Origin of the sequence: Roseateles sp. SL47 (assembly GCF_026625885.1) — a bacterium.
In the GTDB taxonomy this organism is placed as follows: domain Bacteria; phylum Pseudomonadota; class Gammaproteobacteria; order Burkholderiales; family Burkholderiaceae_C; genus Roseateles.
Window position 1 is genome coordinate 2331805 of sequence record NZ_CP113068.1, and the last position, 16773, is coordinate 2348577.

The 16773-nt window shown below is 65.8% G+C and carries 13 protein-coding genes; 6 read left to right on the forward strand and 7 right to left on the reverse strand.

The window, feature by feature from the left end:
• Positions 1 to 110: 110 nt before the first annotated feature.
• A complete protein-coding gene (locus OU995_RS10085) occupies positions 111 to 3242 on the reverse strand; it encodes an Rne/Rng family ribonuclease (protein ID WP_267835383.1) in 3132 nt (1043 codons plus the stop codon).
• Positions 3243 to 4069: 827 nt separating this feature from the next.
• On the opposite strand from OU995_RS10085, the gene OU995_RS10090 reads away from it, so the two are divergent.
• From OU995_RS10090 to OU995_RS10110, 5 genes are all read left to right on the forward strand, one after another.
• Positions 4070 to 5053, forward strand: coding sequence for an RluA family pseudouridine synthase (locus OU995_RS10090; protein ID WP_267835384.1), 984 nt, complete (start codon positions 4070 to 4072; stop codon positions 5051 to 5053).
• Positions 5054 to 5135: 82 nt separating this feature from the next.
• Complete coding sequence (locus tag OU995_RS10095; RefSeq protein ID WP_267835385.1) at positions 5136 to 5792, forward strand: HAD family hydrolase; 657 nt, start codon at positions 5136 to 5138, stop codon at positions 5790 to 5792.
• Positions 5785 to 6171: a Rieske (2Fe-2S) protein gene (locus OU995_RS10100; RefSeq protein WP_267835387.1), complete on the forward strand. Its 387-nt coding sequence runs from the start codon at positions 5785 to 5787 to the stop codon at positions 6169 to 6171. The genes OU995_RS10095 and OU995_RS10100 overlap by 8 nt, the downstream gene beginning before the upstream one ends.
• Entirely contained in the window at positions 6172 to 7203 is a 1032-nt protein-coding gene (locus OU995_RS10105; RefSeq protein ID WP_267835388.1) for a S49 family peptidase, read from the forward strand.
• 180 nt (positions 7204 to 7383) lie between these two features.
• On the forward strand, positions 7384 to 8349 hold the full coding sequence (locus tag OU995_RS10110) for a ChaN family lipoprotein (protein WP_267835389.1): 966 nt from the start codon (positions 7384 to 7386) through the stop codon (positions 8347 to 8349).
• 157 nt (positions 8350 to 8506) lie between these two features.
• Here the strand turns inward: OU995_RS10110 and OU995_RS10115 are convergent, their stop codons facing one another.
• The 6 genes from OU995_RS10115 to OU995_RS10140 form a co-directional block, all read right to left on the reverse strand.
• Positions 8507 to 8947, reverse strand: coding sequence for a hypothetical protein (locus tag OU995_RS10115; RefSeq protein ID WP_267835390.1), 441 nt, complete (start codon positions 8945 to 8947; stop codon positions 8507 to 8509).
• A gap of 577 nt (positions 8948 to 9524) precedes the next feature.
• A complete protein-coding gene (locus OU995_RS10120; protein WP_267835391.1) occupies positions 9525 to 10502 on the reverse strand; it encodes a Bug family tripartite tricarboxylate transporter substrate binding protein in 978 nt (325 codons plus the stop codon).
• A gap of 35 nt (positions 10503 to 10537) precedes the next feature.
• A complete protein-coding gene (gene tcuB / locus OU995_RS10125) occupies positions 10538 to 11722 on the reverse strand; it encodes a tricarballylate utilization 4Fe-4S protein TcuB (protein ID WP_267835393.1) in 1185 nt (394 codons plus the stop codon).
• A complete protein-coding gene (gene tcuA, locus OU995_RS10130; RefSeq protein ID WP_267835394.1) occupies positions 11709 to 13127 on the reverse strand; it encodes an FAD-dependent tricarballylate dehydrogenase TcuA in 1419 nt (472 codons plus the stop codon). Before tcuA ends, tcuB begins: the two co-directional genes overlap by 14 nt.
• Before the next feature lie 75 nt (positions 13128 to 13202).
• Positions 13203 to 14129, reverse strand: coding sequence for a LysR substrate-binding domain-containing protein (locus OU995_RS10135; RefSeq protein WP_267835395.1), 927 nt, complete (start codon positions 14127 to 14129; stop codon positions 13203 to 13205).
• Positions 14130 to 14767: 638 nt separating this feature from the next.
• Positions 14768 to 15796 carry a CsgG/HfaB family protein gene (locus OU995_RS10140; protein WP_267835396.1) on the reverse strand — a complete coding sequence of 343 codons (1029 nt, stop codon included), beginning with the start codon at positions 15794 to 15796 and terminating at the stop codon, positions 14768 to 14770.
• Positions 15797 to 16118: 322 nt separating this feature from the next.
• On the opposite strand from OU995_RS10140, the gene OU995_RS10145 reads away from it, so the two are divergent.
• Positions 16119 to 16733 (forward strand): N-methyl-D-aspartate receptor NMDAR2C subunit, encoded by a 615-nt coding sequence (locus OU995_RS10145; protein WP_267835398.1) that lies wholly within the window; start codon positions 16119 to 16121, stop codon positions 16731 to 16733.
• The last annotated feature ends 40 nt before the right edge of the window (positions 16734 to 16773 follow it).

Genomic DNA, 16773 nt, shown 5'->3' on the forward strand with positions numbered 1-16773 from the left:
ATGAGGCACGGTAGTGCCAGCAAGGACCAAAACAACAGGCAAAAAAGAGCCGCCGGGCAAAGGCCGCGGCGGCTGCGCGGACGGAAGACGCCGTAGCGTCTTCCGTCGGTTCAGGCTTCGAAGGGCAGTTTGAACTGGCTGAGATCCTTGCGGGTCTCGACCAGCACCAGTGGGCCTTCATCGACCACCGTCACCGGGGCCGGTTCACGGCCCGGTGCGGCGGCCTTCGGCTCGGCGGCGATGGCGGCCTGGACGGCAGCGATCTTCTCCGCATCGCTGTTGACCCAGACCAGGCCAGCGCTTTCGGCGACGGCGTTCAGGTCGGCCAGCGGCAGCTCGAAACGCGGCACGGCAGGTGCTGCCGGAGCGGCGGCGACAGGGGCAGCTGCAGGGGCCGCAACAGGCGCTGGTGCAGCCACCACGGGAGCGGCTTCCGGTGCGGCGGCGGCCACCACGGGGGCGGGGGCGCTCACCGGAGCGGCCGACGCTGCGGCAGCGGCCACCGGGGCCGATGCTTCAGACGCCAGATCCAGCGGCTGTTGCACATCACCGGCATCGGCCTGCGCCTGACCTTCGGTCCTTGCGTCCGGTGTGCCGGCCTCTCCGTCACGACGGTCGCGGCGATAGCGGTCACGTCCACGACGGCGACGACCATCACGGCCCTGCGCTTCGCCTTCTTCACCGGCCGGGGCTTCGCCTTCGGCGACATCACCCACCGGCTCGGCATGGCCGGTCTCGATGTCCACGGGGGACTGGCCGTCCACCGAGGCGTCCACGCCCTCGGCGCCTTCCGTACCTTCAGCACCTTCCGCACCGCGCTCACCGCGGTTGCCACGGCGACGACGGCGGCGGCCACCACGCTCCTCACCGGCTTCGGTGTTCAGCGCCAGGCCATCGGGCAGGGTGTCGGCAAATGCCGTCGGCGAGTCCGCCTGTGCAGCATCGGTGCCGGCCAGGCTCAGGGCCTGATCCTGCACGGGCTCCAGACCGGCGTCCTGACGCGGGGCACGATCACCACGTTCTTCGCGGCGGCGGCGGCCTTCAGCGCGATCACCACGATCACCACGCTCATTGCGGTCACCGCGTTCGGCACGATCACCCCGGTCGGCGCGGTCACCGCGTTCGGCGCGTTCGCCACGTTCCTGGCGCGGTGCGCCCTCGGTGGTGGTGGTGTCCGGCTTGTCGGCACGCGGCTCGTTGCGACGGCCACCGCGCTCACTGCGGTCACCGCGTTCGGCACGATCACCACGTTCGGCACGATCACCCCGCTCGGCGCGCTCACCGCGTGGGGTGCCGTCCTGCGGCTTGCCTTCGCCCCGGCCCTTGCCGTCGCGGCCCTTGACATCGCCGCGCTCGCTACGTTCACCGCGCTCGCTACGCTCACCACGTTCACCACGACGCTGACGGTCACCACGACCGCCCCGCTCGCCCGCGCGCTCACCACGCTCCTTGCGGGCCGGTTCGGCAGCCTTGGCCGCCGGTTCGGGCGCAGGGGCCGGTGCCGGAGCGGCACCGAACAGACGCTTGATGAAGCCGAAGAAGCCACCGCCCGCATCAACCGGCGCAGCAGGCGCTGCCACCGGTGCGGCCACGGCCGGCTCGGCCGCCTTGACGGGGGTCGGGACCGGCATCGGCGCGGGTTGTTCAGGCAGGATGCCCTTGATCACCGGCTCTTGCTTGTTCTGCTTCTCGGCGCCGCGGCGGGTGATGCCCACCTCGTCCTGCGGCTCCTCGATCATGGTGTAGCTGGCCTGCAGGTTTTCCAGACGCGGGTCGTCGTGGCGCAGGCGTTCCAGCTTGTAGTTGGGCGTCTCGAGATGCTTGTTGGGCACCAGCAGCACGGTCACGCGCTGCTTCAGCTCGATCTTGGTGATCTCGGTGCGCTTCTCGTTCAGCAGGAAGCTGGTCACTTCCACCGGCACCTGCACGTGCACGGCTGCGGTGTTGTCCTTCATCGACTCCTCTTGCACCATGCGCAGGATCTGCAGCGCGGAGGATTCGGTGTCGCGGATGTGGCCGGTGCCGTTGCAACGCGGGCAGGTGATGTGGCTGCCTTCGGACAGGGCCGGGCGCAGGCGCTGGCGGCTCAGTTCCAGCAGACCGAACTTGCTGATGGAGCTGAACTGCACACGGGCGCGGTCCTGGCGCAGGGCGTCGCGCAGGCGCTGCTCGACGTCACGGCGGTTCTTGGACTCCTCCATGTCGATGAAGTCCACCACGATCAGGCCACCCAGATCGCGCAGGCGCATCTGGCGGGCGATTTCGTCGGCCGCTTCCAGGTTGGTGCGGGTGGCGGTTTCCTCGATGTCGCCGCCACGGGTGGCGCGTGCCGAGTTCACGTCCACCGACACCAGCGCTTCGGTGTGGTCGATCACGATCGCGCCGCCGGACGGCAGGTTCACCGTGCGGCTGAAAGCCGTCTCGATCTGATGTTCGATCTGGAAGCGGCTGAACAGCGGCGCATCATCGCGATAGCGCTTTACCTTGTGAGCCGTTTCCGGCATCACATGGGTCATGAATTGGTGGGCCTGCTCGAAGATGTCGTCGGTATCGATCAGGATTTCGCCGATGTCGGCGGTGAAATAGTCGCGGATGGCGCGAATCACCAGCGACGACTCCTGATAGATCAGGAAGGCACCCTTGCCACCATGAGCCGCCTCGTCAATGGCGGTCCACAGCTTGAGCATGTAGTTCAGGTCCCACTGCAGCTCGGCGGCGTTGCGGCCGATGCCGGCGGTACGGGCGATCAGCGACATGCCCTTGGGGTAGTCCAGCTGGTCGAGGGCTTCCTTGAGCTCTTCGCGGTCTTCACCCTCGATGCGGCGGGACACGCCACCGCCGCGCGGGTTGTTGGGCATCAGCACCAGGTAACGGCCGGCCAGCGACACGAAGGTGGTGAGGGCGGCGCCCTTGTTGCCCCGTTCTTCCTTTTCCACCTGGACCAGCAGTTCCTGGCCTTCCTTGATCACGTCCTGGATCTTGGCGGAACGGACGTCCGCGCCTTCGCGGAAGTACTGGCGGGAAATTTCCTTGAAGGGCAGGAAACCGTGGCGGTCTTCGCCGTAATCCACGAAGCAGGCTTCCAGTGACGGCTCGACCCGTGTCACCACGGCCTTGTAGATATTGCCCTTGCGCTGTTCGCGCCCTTCGATTTCGGTCTCGAAATCCAGCAGCTTCTGTCCATCGACGATGGCCAGGCGACGCTCTTCCTGCTGCGTCGCATTGATCAGCATGCGTTTCATCAGTTCTCCTCCACGGCCGAGTCTGTTCTCGGCCGAACCACATCAGAACCGCCGCCGGATATTCAGAAGGACCGGCGGGCGATTCAAACGATGCACGAGAAACGCGAGAGAACCGTGGAAGGAATCGCCCTGGACTGCAGACAACGGACAGAACGTCCGCTTAGTGATGCAGCGTTGGCGCGTGCGCGTCGGGCTCCGGTCCGTCTGTTCCGGCCCGCAAGCATGTCCCCGATCGGATCGGGGCCACGGCCCGCCCACGGCCGGTGACCAGCGTCCGGGCAGAGCCGGGACGCGCACGCTGGCGGCGGGGGGTGAGGGGGACTGGGGGAATCATCCGGACTGAAAGCCTGGGCGCTGACGCCAGGACGCAGGCGGGAGCCGTCGTCCTGACGTCGTGAAACCTTGTTGTTGTACCGGCACCGCCTGATATTGAAGCGGCCACACGGCATGGTTCTGACGACGTTGCTCTTCCGTCCTGCTGCCTGGACTGCCCGCTCACTTGGGGAACGGGCCCGACACGGCCGACAGGGCGTTGCACAACCATTGCCACACTGTTGTTGCAGCGTGCGAGGAGCCTCGATGGGGCTGCCGCACAAGTGCCTGCACAGGTAAAATGAGAAAAATCAAACACTTACAACGCGAACGTGGCAAGCAGCATTATAGGGGCTAAAGCCCGCAAGGCCGCCCCAGGGACTGCCCGGGGTGCCACGCGCTCAGGGGACGGGCCAAAACCGGCACGGACCCGGGCTGCGGCTGCCGTTCCGTCGGCCACAAAAGCAGCGGTGTCCTCGGTGGTTGTGACCCCCACACAGGCTCCCCCGGCTCCCTTGGCTCCGTCGGCTCCTCCAGCGCCCCAGGTCCGCCTGCTGACCGTGGACGAGGGCTCCGAGGGCCAGCGCCTGGACAACTTCCTGATGCGAGAGCTCAAAGGAGCGCCCAAAACCCTGGTCTACCGGATCATCCGGTCCGGGGAGGTGCGGATCAACAAGGGCCGCTGCAGTGCCGATTCGCGTCTGAGCTCTGGGGATGTCGTACGCGTACCGCCCCTGCGCCTGGCCGACAAGCCGGACGACAGTGCCGTGCCCGGCCGGGAATTCCCGGTGGTCTTCGAAGACGAGTACCTGATCGTGGTGGACAAACCCGCCGGGGTGGCGGTTCACGGTGGCTCGGGCGTGAGTTTCGGGGTGATCGAACAGTTGCGCCGCGCCCGGCCGCAGGCCCGGTTTCTGGAACTGGTGCACCGGCTGGACAAGGAAACCTCCGGCCTGCTGATGATTGCCAAGAAGCGCAGCGCGCTCAACCATCTGCAGGATCAGTTGCGGGACCGGGAAACCGGGAAACGTTACGCCGCGCTGGTGTGGGGGCGCTGGACCCCTTCCAAAAAGGTCATTGACGTGCCGCTGCTCAAGTTCGTCGGCGGTGACGGCGAGCGCTGGGTGCGCGCCATCAATGATTCACACGATCCGGGGGCGGACCAGGCCAAGCGGTCGATCAGCCTGGTGCGTGTCACCGAGGCGCTGCCAGCACACAGCCTGCTGGAAGTCACCATCAAGACCGGCCGCACCCATCAAATCCGCGTGCACCTGGCCAACGAAGGCCACAGCATCGTCGGGGACCCAAAATATGGGGATTTCGACGCCAATCGGACCATCGCCCGGGGCGCGCTGCGTTTTGACCGCATGTTCCTGCACGCCAAGGAACTCCGATTCACCCATCCAGCCAGCGGGGAAGAGATCTTGCTGACAGCACCGTTGCCGCCGGCCTGTGAGAATCTGCTGGTAGGGCTGCGCAAGGCGCCCGCCGCCGCATGACCGGCCTTGGCCCCAATGCCGGCTCTGCCCATGCCGCCCACACTGCCCAACTCCCTCCCGTACCGCTCACCCGCCACGCCCCATGCCACAACGCTTTGACCTGATCGTCTTTGACTGGGACGGCACGCTGTTCGATTCCACCGCGCTGATCGTCAAGAGCATGCAGGCGGCCGCCGTTGACCTTGGCCTGGAGGCGCCCAGCCGTGAGCGCGCCAGCTATGTCATTGGCATGGGGCTGGTGGAAGCCTTGTCCCATGCGCTGCCGGGCCTGGACCGGTCGCTGTATCCGGCGCTGGGGGAACGCTACCGCCATCACTACCTGGCGTCCGCCCATGAGGTCACCTTGTTCGAGGGCGTGCCGGTGATGCTGCAGGCCCTGAAGGCGCGGCACCACTGGCTGGCGGTGGCCACCGGCAAGAGCCGTCGCGGTCTGGACGAGGCTTTGGCAGCGGTCAACATGGCGCAGCTGTTTGACGGCACCCGCACCGCCGATGAAACCGCCAGCAAGCCGCATCCGCAGATGCTGCTGGAGCTGATGCGGGAATTTGGCACCGAACCGGAACGCACCTTGATGATCGGCGACACCAGCCACGACCTGGAACTGGCGCGTAATGCCGGATGCCCCGCCGTGGCGGTGACCTACGGCGCTCATGCCCATGAGGGCCTGCGCACCTACAACCCACTGCTGGTGGCGCACGACGTGCCCAGCCTGCACACCTGGCTGCTGGACCATGCCTGAGGAACAGAGCCAGGCTGGCGTCCCACTGTGCGCCTCGGGGGCGCTGGAAGACAAGGGCAAGGCCCACACCTTCGACGTGTTGCACTTCCGGCAGTCCGCTACCGCCTTTGCGCTGCGCTTTGAAGGCCAGGTGGTGGCCTACCTGAACCGCTGCGCCCATGTGCCCACGGAGATGGATTGGCAGGAAGGCGAGTTCCTGGACCGGGACAAGCGCTACATCATCTGTTCCATCCATGGTGCGGTCTATCACCCGCTGGACGGTCGCTGCGTGACCGGCATGTGCGGCCGCATCGGCCTGACCCGCCTGGACGTTCGCGAAAGCAACGGACAGGTCTATTGGTACCCTTCCCGGGACACCCGTCCCGCCTTTGAGGACTGAATGAATCAGAACCCGAATGATCTGCCGCCCCCGATTCCGGACGCCACCGCGCGGCCGGAAGACATGTTCCGCGCTGGGCCCGCCACGGGCCACGCCGCCGGGGCGGCGCCACGGCCCTATGAACAGGTGCTGGAGCAATTCGCCCACGACTATCTGCGCGACCGCCGCAGTGAACGGCGCTGGAAGCTGTTCTTCCGGCTGATCTGGGCCAGTGTCGTCCTGCTGCTGGTGTGGGGGATGTTCTCGCAGCGCCACCACACCGGAACCACCACCGGCCCGCACACGGCGCTGGTGGATGTGCGCGGGGAGATTTCCGCGGATACGGAAGCCAGTGCCGAACTGATCGTCTCGGCGCTGAAGAACGCCTTTGAAGATCCGGGCAGCGTGGCGGTGGTGCTGCGCATGAACTCGCCGGGCGGCAGCCCGGTGCAGGCCGGCATCGTCAATGACGAGATTCGCCGCCTGAAGGCGCTGCACAACAAGAAGGTCTATGTGGTGGTGGAGGAAATGTGCGCCTCCGGGGCCTACTACATTGCCGCTGGGGCCGATGAGATTTATGTCGACAAGGCCTCCATCGTTGGCTCCATCGGCGTGCTGATGGACGGCTTTGGTTTCACCGGTCTGATGCAGAAGGTGGGCGTTGAGCGTCGGCTGATGACGGCTGGGGACAACAAGGGCATGCTGGACCCGTTCTCGCCGGTGTCGGCCAAACAGCAGGCCTATGCGCAGGCCATGCTGGACCAGATCCATCAGCAGTTCATCAAGGTGGTGCGCGAAGGCCGTGGCGACCGTCTGAAGGAAACGCCGGAGACCTTTTCGGGCCTGTTCTGGAATGGCGAACAGGCGGTGAAGATGGGTCTGGCCGACGGCACGGGCAACCTGGACTACGTGGCCCGTGAAGTGATCAAGGCTGAAGAGGTGGTGGATTACACCCCGCGCGACAACGTGGCGGAACGCCTGGCCAAGCGCTTTGGTGCGGCCATGGGGGCTGGCGCGGTGAAGACCCTGCGTGAGACGACCAGCATCCGTTGACGCGGATTCACGCATGCACGCAACAAGGGTCCTGCGGGGCCCTTTTTCATGGGGCGGCCCTTCTTGTGGCGCAGACGCGGCGCCATGCGATGCTCACCCCTTCTGGTTCCCAGCCCGTGAGACTGTCAAGGTCCCCCTGCCAGGCCTGTTCCCGATCGATCCTTTCAAGGAATGTCTTTCATGAACACTGTCCTGTCTCCCCGGTTGAAGCGCGTGTGGGCGCGGTTCGGAGTGGTGTGTTGGTTGGCCCTGGTCGCCGCTTGCGGCAGCAACGTGGAGGCCGTGCGTGGCACAGGCCCCGGCGGCCCGGATTCAAGCCGGCCGATGCCGCCCTTGAGTCAACCGGCATCGAGTCAGCCGTCCCCGATTCAACCGTCCGTGGGCCGAGCGCCCTCGGCGCTGACCGCCCCCTACGTGCTGCTGGGGGAGGTGCATGACAACCCGGCCCACCATCAAGCCAGGGCCGAACTGTTGCAACGCCTGCTGACGCAGGAACCTCACACCGTGGTGGTGGTGGAACAGATTTCGCGGGATCACGATGCCGCGATGGCCAAAGCCCGCGAGCAGGGCGCCGATGCCTTGGACGTGGTGCTGGCGGCCGGTCAGTTTGATCGCAAGGGCTGGGGCTGGCCGCTGCATCAGCCGATCTTTGAGGTGGTGGTGCGCAGCCCCGCCGAGCTGCGCGGCGGCAATCTGGAGCGGGATCAGGTGAGGCGCATCGTGCGGGAAGGCGACGCCGCCTGGCCGCAGGACCTGCTGGCGCTGCGATCCCGCGCGGCCTGGAGTGAAGCGCAGCAGCAGACGCTGGCGCAGGACATCCAGGAGGGGCATTGCGGTGCCATGCCCCCGTCCATGTTGCCTGGCATGGTGAATGCACAACGGGCCCGGGACGCCGCAATGGCTCAGGCCATGCTTAATGCGCGGGCCCAGGGGGCGAAGCGTGTGGTGCTGATTGCGGGCAATGGACATGTCCGCCGGGATGTGGCCGTACCGGTGTATCTGCAGGCGGCGGGAGTGGCGCCGTCGGAGATTGCGGTGGTGGCCTATCTGGAAACGGACAGCGCGACGCCAGCCGCGCTGTATGACCAGATCGAACGCGCGCCGGCTCCGCCCCGTGAAGATCCGTGTGCGGCGTTCAAGCGCTGAAGGGGCGCTCCAGCGTGGCGAAACCATCATCTACAACCATGCGCTCCGAGGGGCGGCAGCGCCCTGGGCTCGCCGCCTGAAACTGAGGCCGCAAGGCAGTCGCTGGCGAACTACGCAGTCAGCCTCCTGCTGCTGAAGTCCGCCGGGGTTTGGCCGCTCATACCCTGGCGAGGAAGGCCGCCGCATCACCCGCGTCACACTTCCAGTCTGCGAAGACCCCGACGAGATTGCACTCCACGCAGTGGCATGCGATGTAGTACCAGCGCACGTCATGTGTGCCCTCGTGGACGGCGACGCCGGACATCAGCTCGAACACCTCGTTCTCGCACACGCACTCGTGCGTCCCCGGCACGGCTTCTTCGACGTGGTCCGCGCTGTCGCCCATCAGGTGTTCCTGCCCGCAGTCGGTGCAGGTGCGGATGGCCACGCCGGCTTCTTCATCGGTCTGCAGCGCGAAGGTCCGGCACCCGCAATCGCATTTGGACGCGGCAAACCGGACGGCTTCATGGCGATTCGCAGCGCTGTAGCTGCGCAGTTCGGCTTGGGTGTCGCCAGAGGTCGTCCCATACCAGAACTCGCCCTTCTTTGTCAGTGCCATTGATGCTGCTCCATTCTTCAAGGTGGGCTTCCCGGCAGGCCCGACGCCAAGCTCGCCCCTATCATCTGGATTTTGCCCGTAGGCCCGGGGAATCGTCGTAAAAAGCGCGGATCGGGGGGGCGCCGACACTGGCTGCAGACATCCTCAAATGCCGAGTATTGGCGATCGCAACCATCTGGCGGCCTCCGATTCGATCAGCTCACATCAGCCTGGAGCCGAGACGCAGCGTTTGCGGTCCACCAGTCTGATAACCAAGCGGGCTGCCCCAATCAGTTGGGGGACAGCACCCTGGCACTTCCAGGGTGAGAGCAAGGTCAGGACGCCTTGCAGGTAGACCTTCAGACGGTGTGCCCAGGTGAGGTCGGTCGGCGATCCATTCGAGCGGCTGCCTGGGGCAAGTCGATCATGATCACCACCCCGGTGCCGGGGTTCTGTGCCTTGATGGAGCCGCTCATCTTGCTTGGACACATCCGAGCCACGAAGAGACCTTGGCCCTTGCTGGCGATCCGGTTAGCGACCGGTCCCGGCCAGCCCCAGCACCGCGCGTGGCCTCTTGCGAACCCACTGACCTCGCGAATCAGTTCGCGGTGATCTTGCGATCGCGCACAATCGCGCCCCACTTGGCGTCCTCCTTCTTCATGAAGTCGGTGAGCTCGGCGCGAGTGGTGGGCTGTGGTGTCAGGCCGTGCTTGTTCAGCGCGTCCTTCACACCTGGGTCGGACAGCACCTTGACAATGGCTTGGTTCCAGCGTTCCAGCATAGCCACCGGCGTCTTGCCGGGCGCAACAAAGGCATACCAGTTCAGGGCCTCGAATCCTGGAAATCCGGACTCGGCCACTGTTGGGATGTTCGGCATGTAGGCCGTGCGGGTGAGGCCCGTGGTGGCCAGCGGGATCAGCGTGCCGGCTTCGATGTGCGGCAGCGCCGTTGGCGGCGCCGAGAAGTACGCGGCGATTCGATCACCCAACAGGTCCTGCAGCGCCGGGGCGCCTCCTTTGTAGGGCACGTGCACCATGTGGATGCCCGCGCGCTGCTCAAACAGCTCCCCGGCCAGGTGCGAGGCCGAGCCGGCCCCGGTCGAGGCGTAGTCAACACTGTCAGGCTTCATCTTGGCCAAAGACACGAACTCGGCCAGAGTCTTCACGCCCAACCCCTTGCGCACCACCAGCACATTCGGGAAATTCACCCCACCGGAGATGGCGGCCAGGTCTTTGAAGGGGGCGTAGGACACCTTCATCACATGCGGGGCGATGGTCAGCGGGCCGATGGAGCCGAACAGAAGCATCGTGCCATCGGCCGGGCCGTTGGCCACCTGCTGGTGCGCGATGTTGCCGCCGGCGCCAGCCTTGTTGTCGACCACGATGGTCTGACCGATGTCCTCCCCGAGCTTCTTGGCGATCAGTCGAGCTGCTGCATCGGCCGCGCCCCCAGCGGCGAAGCCCACCACCAGGGTGACGGTCTTCTTTGGCGGGAAGTCTTGGGCCGGTGCGCGGCTGGCGAGGCACACGGCTGCGGCGGACAGGATCGTGGCGCGCAGAAATTGTCGCTTGTTCATTTTTTGTCTCCTCGCGGTTTTTTTTGACTCGAGTCTCAGTCGGTGCCAAGGCCGATTGGATTGGGGAGGCGTTTCTCGACGGCATGGCGCAGCAGCGCGGCACTGCGGAAGATGCCGTGGCCAAACTTGCCGTAGGGCAAAGTGGCGAACAGGGCCATGACTGCACCCAGGTGCAGACACAGCAGGAGCGCGAGGGCCGGCGTACCGCGGCCGAGCCAAAGCGCCAGACCACTGGCGCTGGTCAGGAACAGCAGGGCAATGAAGCCGAGGTCCATCGGCCGTTGATTCACGTCGCCATGCAAAGGGTGGCGTTTGCGGTTCAGCCGCCACAGGCCGGCGGTTCCGACCATCAGGCTGATGCCACCGATCACACCAAGCAGCTTGGGCAGGCTGGGCAGGGCGTAGGGTGCGGCCCAGCCGAAGGCGTAGTGGTACAGCGTCGCCACGCTGGTGGCGGCAAAGCACAGCAAGAAGCCGTAGAAGGTGAGATGGTGAAAGCGACGGCGTGCCAGCGTGTAGGCATCGTCGTCGTTGTTGCAACCTTCGCCATGGCCACCGTCGAGATACTTGAGGCGCAGCACCGCGTCGGCGGTTTCAGCCGCAGCGCGCCCATTCACCGGCGCGCCGCTGGTGGCGGGTGTCACGTCGCTCCAGAAACGACGCACGCCCATGGCCAACGCCAGCATGGCGCAAAGGAATACGGGGGCGAACATGCTCACCAGCAGGTGATGCGGGAAGATGCTGTAGAACGTGTCGCCGGGCACCGCACCCCACAGGCTGCCCTTCATGGCCACTGCCAATGCCAGAAACAGCGCCAACGCAGAGGCCAAAGCCAGCGACAAGGTCAAACCGTTACGCTGGTAAAGCACGCCGAGCGCGGGCGGCCACGCGTAGTCCACATAGGTCTGGCCGCGCACCTCGGCCATGGCCTTGGGCACGTTGACCGCAAACTCATGCGGTGGTGCGTACTGGCAGGCATGTAGACAGGCGCCGCAGTTGTGGCAGAGGTTGGCCAGGAAGTGGATGTCGGCCTTGCCGAATTCGAGTCGGCGGGTCATCGCTGGGAAGACGGCACAGAAGCCTTCGCAGTAGCGGCAGGCATTGCAGATCTGCATCTGCCGACCCACCTCAGTCTCTGCGGCCGAAAGGATGGGGATGACGCGGAGGGGACCGTCCCCGAGCGAGATCGCCTCGCGTGCCAGGGCATCAAGCGTTTGCATGGGAGGCCTCTTTCTGCTTCAGTGCTGCGGCCTGCGTGCCTGCAATGCGGCCGAAGGCGGTGCCGATGCTCATACCCACGCCGGCGGTGTAGCCCTTGCCGAGCACGTTGCCGGCCATCATTTCGCCCGCCACGAAGAGATTGGGGCTGGGGCGGTTGCCAAAGCGCACGGCGGCGGTGTCGTCCACCTTCAGGCCCAGGTAGCTGAAGGTGATGCCAGGGCGCAGCGGGTAGGCGAGGTAGGGGGGGGTATCGATGGGGCGCGCCCAGTGAGTCTTGGCGGGGACCAGCCCCTCGGTATGACAGTCGTCAAGAGCGGTGTGGTCGAAACGGCCGACACGGCAGGCGGCGTTGTAGTCGGCGATGGTGCGTACAAAGGTCGCCTCGTCCAACCCGAGCTGGCGCGCCAGTTCGGGTAGCGTGTCGGCGACCTTGCCCGGAAACACGGGGGGCATGAAGCGGCCGACAGCCTTCTGGTCGATGACGGAGTAGCCCACCTGGCCCGGCTGCTGCGCCACCAGGCGCCCCCAGATGGCATAGCGCTTGGGCCAGAAGTCCTCGCCTTCGTCGTAGAAGCGGCGAGCCTCGCGGTTGACCACCACGCCCAGGGACACGCAGTCGATGCGCGTGCAGATACCGCCGTCATAGAGTGGGGCACGGGCATCGATCGCCACCATATGGCCCTGAGAAGGATCGCCAACAGTGTCGGCTCCGGCCTGCATCAATTGCTGAAGCAGCACGCCCTGGTTGAAACGGGTGCCGCGAATCAGGAAGTTGTCGGCCGGCCATTCCCCTCGTTCGTTCTGGCCCCAGGCCTCGCGCAGCCAGTCGCGGTTTGACTCGAAGCCACCGGCCGCGAGCACGCAGCTTCTCGCGCCGATGCGTTCACCGCCCTCGGTTCGGACCGCTGTGAAGCGCTGGCCTTCGAGTTCAACTGAAGCCACGGGCGTGTCGTAGCGAATCCGCACGCCGAGGCGCTCGGCACTGCGGTAGTAGGCGTTCACCAGAGCCTTGCCGCCTCCCATAAAAAAAGCGTTGGTGCGCGCGACATGCAGGGCGCCGGACAGGGGCGGCTGGAAGTGCACGCCATGACTGCGCATCCAGTCGCGGCAGTTCGACGAAGCACGGATCACCAGACGAGCCAGGTGCTCGTTGGTCTCGCCGCCGGTGACCTTGAGCAGGTCCTGCCAGTATTCCTCCTCAGGGTAGGTATCCACCAGCACGTCCTGCGGCGCGTCATGCATGCAGCGCAGGTTGCGCGTGTGCTGCGAATTGCCACCGCGCCACGCCTTGGGCGCGGATTCGAGCAGCAGCACGCTGGCGCCGGCCTCGCGCGCCATCAGCGCGGCGCAGAGTCCGGCGTTGCCGCCCCCTACGACGAGGACATCGACCTGTTCATCGCTCACGACTTGTCTCCTTTGGATCAGGAAACTTTAGGCAGGCAGCCCCTGAGGCGACAGGCCGAACCGGTCAATAGGTGTTCAGTGATCGAGAAGACTGGCGCCGGCCCAGCGCCCCTCGCGCACGAGCATGCGCGCGGTATCGGCCATCACCACGCGGGTGGCCAGCGCGGCCGGTGACAGCTCATCGTCCGACAGGCTGACCAGCAGGTTGCGTCTGCCTACATGGGTGTCGGTGATCTGGCTGCTGAGCACATCGTCCGCCGGCCGCCGTGCGACAGCGGCCCCAGGCTGGATGGTGGCGCCAAGGCCAGCGCGGACAGCGTCCATCAGCAGCGCCAGTCCGTCGATCTCGGCCACCACATCGGGCACGATGCGCGCCCTGGCGAAGGCGGCGGAGAGGGTTGCGCGCAGGCCGTGGCCGGCGCTGGGCATGATCAGCGGCACACCGGCGAGCTGGGCCAGCCGCACTTTCGGGCCCGAGGGGCGCTGCGCCAAACTGGTTGAGGCAAGAAGGAACAGTTTCTCGTCGAGCAGCGGCTCGATGCTCCAGCGACGCGGCGTGGTGGTCTCGAACAGCACAGCCAGATCAAGCTGGCGCGCTTGCAGCATGCCAGCCAGATGGCCCGACAGTGATTCCACCAGGTGCAGCCGCACGTCCGGGTAACGTGCCCGCATGGCCTGCATCAGCGGCCAGCCCACGACCGAGGCCGTGGTCGGAGCCAGACCCACACTGACATGTCCCGACAAGCGCGCCTGTTGCGCCGCGCGTACCGCCTCGTCCGCATGGCGCAGGGTGAGCTGTGCCTGCTGCAAGAAGGCCACGCCGGCATCGGTGGGGCTGACGCCGGTGCTGCCACGCAGCAGCAGCCGCGTGCTGAGTTCGCTTTCCAGGCGACTGATCTGCTGGCTCAGTGCCGAGGTCACCACGCCGAGCTCGATGGCTGCGCGCCCCATGCTGCGCAGTTCACAGACCTTCACGAAATAACGAAGTTGGCGGAGTTCCATGGTTGACCCATCAAGGCGGATGGCAGGATACGGGTTTTGGCACCGACTGAATGGAAGAGTTCACCATACCAGTCCTCGACCAGGCTGCCTGCTGCGATGCTCCGCCGCGCGTGTGCATCTGGGCAATGCTTGAATTGGTGGGAAGCTCGAGCGCCCCCGAGGCATCGGTGACGGATCGCTATCTCTCAGAGGGCAAGAGCAGGCTCGGTTTTTTGCCCTGGGAGGGTCAACTGGACCGGCATCCGTGCGAGCCGTTTTCTCAGTGGGGCCGGTTTGTAGAGGCGAACTCGCCAGTCGACTGGATGGTGCGGGAATGGAGGTCCAAGTCAGGGCTCACTGGAGATTCGGTTGTGCCCTTTGCGCTGGCGGGAGAAACCGTCCTGGTGCGCACGACTGAACAGGCCGAGAACTACGCTGCCTTGAAGAAGCTCTATGCCGGTGGAGTTTCGTCCGCAGTGGTTGGCGTGCTGATGGGGACAGGTCGGCAGCGCTCAAGGGATTGCATGCGGGCTGCGGTCCGTTGTTCGTTGTTCACGACTTTGGCGCAGCGGGCAGTTGGATCACCTCCCCACCAACCCATGCCGAGTCCAGGCATGTATTTTCGACTTTAACTACCAAGAACAACTGCGCCGTGCCACTCAGGACGCCGTCCCCGTGAGAGCCGTCTTCGCCTTGCGAGTGGGCACCGGTTCCGGCAGGTCCTTGGCGGCCAGCGCCCGTGCCTGCACCACCAACTGGTTGTGTGCATCCAGGAACGCTGCGGCAATCACCTTGGCTTCGTTGCTGTTGGCCCAGCCGGCACCCGCCGCGCCGCCCAACTTGCCCAGCACCAGGCCACCCATGCCCAGATCCGTCACCCGCACCGACCCGGTGGCGGCCGCCACCTGCTCGGTGGTTTCGTTGTCCGTCAGCAGCAGCGCCACCTGTGCTTCCTTGAGCTTCACATGTTCAGCCGCGCCGACGAATCGGGCCAGGCCCGGAATCATCGCCAGGATGCCGCCCACCTGACGGCCCGCATCCTGCTCGCTGAAGGTCAGGCTGGGCGTGAGCGTGTATTGCGCTTCATAGCCCTTGCCTTTGGCCACGGTGCTGCCTTCCTTGCGCAGCACACCGGCGTCCTTGAGTTCCTGTTCCTTGATCGTGGCGCGCAGCCCGGCGTTGCGGTCCACCACGCGGAAGCAACCGCTCTGCTGCGCCAGCAGCCGCACCAGCGGCAGAGGGGTGTTGGGCAGGTTTTGGGCGCCCGTCACGGTGTAGCCATTGGGGTTCTCCACCAGCGCCAGCGTGGCCACCGGTGCGTCGCACTTCAGCAGTTCCCGATTGGCCTTGTTCGCACCCGCCGGACCCGCAGAGCCGCTGATCTCCGACCCGCCTTCACCCAGCGTTGCGCCTTGCTTGCCGCATCCGCCCAGCAGCGTGGCACAGACCAGGGCTGTGGTCAGGCCGGTGATGCGAGCAAGGCGACTGATGCCAGTCATGCGAGCTGTGCCAGCGATGCCAGTCTTGCCAGCGATGCTAACGATGCGACAGATGCCAACGGACCGGCTGGACGCGCCCTCGTCGCTGATGGCGTGGGAGCCGGGAGTGGCAGTAGCGCCTTGAGCAACAGAGCGCGCCAGCATGCGGCGGGGCAGGGGCAGGGGCAAGGGCAGGACGGATTGGGTCATCAAACGACTCCATGGGAAACGGGGAAGCGCCACCGGTGGGACCGGATGCGTCGCGCACCTTATCGCAACCCTGGCAGTTGGCGACCCCCACCGATGGGTGTCCGGCGCGCAGCTTGCAACTGCAGGCATCGCTGATCCATGGGACAGGGAACGATGCGGGCGCATTGGGAGATGCCTGGGAGCTGCCTGGGAGATGTCTGGGAGATGTCTGGGAGATGTCTCGTAGATGCTTTGGTCACCTTCTGTTTCCATTTCGGTCCTGCGAAAGCAGCATCCGCGCCACATCTTTGCCATGCGCGCGGCCGGACGCACAATCCGGCCCATGAGCCCCTTGTTTGAAAGATCTTGGGCGCGCACCTGGCTCGCTTTGACCGGCCGGCAGGACGAGGCCCGGCGCGACGAACTGCTGGCGCGGTATGCGGAGCCCCAGCGCAAGTACCACTCCACCCAGCACCTGTCGGAGTGCCTGCAGTTGTGCGAGGAATTCGGCTCGCTGGCGCAGCATCCGGCCGAGGTGGAAGCCGCGCTGTGGTTCCATGACGCGATCTACGAAGTCAAAGGTGCTGGCAATGAAGAGCGCAGCGCCGATTGGGCTTTTGACGCCCTCCAGACCGCGGGCGCCTCGCCGGCATCGGCAGCCCTGGTGCGCGATCTGGTGCTGGTCACGCGGCACAGTGCCGTCCCAGCGGGCACCGATGAGCAACTGGTGGTGGACATCGACCTCTCCATCCTGGGCGCGGATCGCGCCCGATTCGATGAATACGAGCAGCAGATCCGCGAAGAATATGCCTACGTGCCGGGCATCATCTTTCGCCACAAGCGGCGGCAGATTCTTCAGTCGTTTCTCGACCGCGCCGACCTCTACAGCCTGCCGCCGCTGAAGGCACGGCTGGAAGCGCGGGCACGGGAGAATCTCAGGCGGGTGATCGGGCGCTGATCAGCGGCCAAGCCGCATGCGAGCTGCAGCCGCGCGGCAT

Bases quoted from the DNA above. Each gene is read 5' to 3' on its own strand.
- tcuB (WP_267835393.1), bottom strand. From the start codon at position 11,722: ATGCAAACGCTTGATGCCCTGGCACGCGAGGCGATCTCGCTCGGGGAC.
- OU995_RS10085 (WP_267835383.1), bottom strand. From the start codon at position 3,242: ATGAAACGCATGCTGATCAATGCGACGCAGCAGGAAGAGCGTCGCCTG.
- OU995_RS10120 (WP_267835391.1), bottom strand. From the start codon at position 10,502: ATGAACAAGCGACAATTTCTGCGCGCCACGATCCTGTCCGCCGCAGCC.
- OU995_RS10110 (WP_267835389.1), top strand. From the start codon at position 7,384: ATGAACACTGTCCTGTCTCCCCGGTTGAAGCGCGTGTGGGCGCGGTTC.
- OU995_RS10095 (WP_267835385.1), top strand. From the start codon at position 5,136: ATGCCACAACGCTTTGACCTGATCGTCTTTGACTGGGACGGCACGCTG.
- OU995_RS10100 (WP_267835387.1), top strand. From the start codon at position 5,785: ATGCCTGAGGAACAGAGCCAGGCTGGCGTCCCACTGTGCGCCTCGGGG.
- OU995_RS10145 (WP_267835398.1), top strand. From the start codon at position 16,119: ATGAGCCCCTTGTTTGAAAGATCTTGGGCGCGCACCTGGCTCGCTTTG.
- OU995_RS10105 (WP_267835388.1), top strand. From the start codon at position 6,172: ATGAATCAGAACCCGAATGATCTGCCGCCCCCGATTCCGGACGCCACC.
- OU995_RS10135 (WP_267835395.1), bottom strand. From the start codon at position 14,129: ATGGAACTCCGCCAACTTCGTTATTTCGTGAAGGTCTGTGAACTGCGC.
- OU995_RS10140 (WP_267835396.1), bottom strand. From the start codon at position 15,796: ATGACCCAATCCGTCCTGCCCTTGCCCCTGCCCCTGCCCCGCCGCATG.
- OU995_RS10115 (WP_267835390.1), bottom strand. From the start codon at position 8,947: ATGGCACTGACAAAGAAGGGCGAGTTCTGGTATGGGACGACCTCTGGC.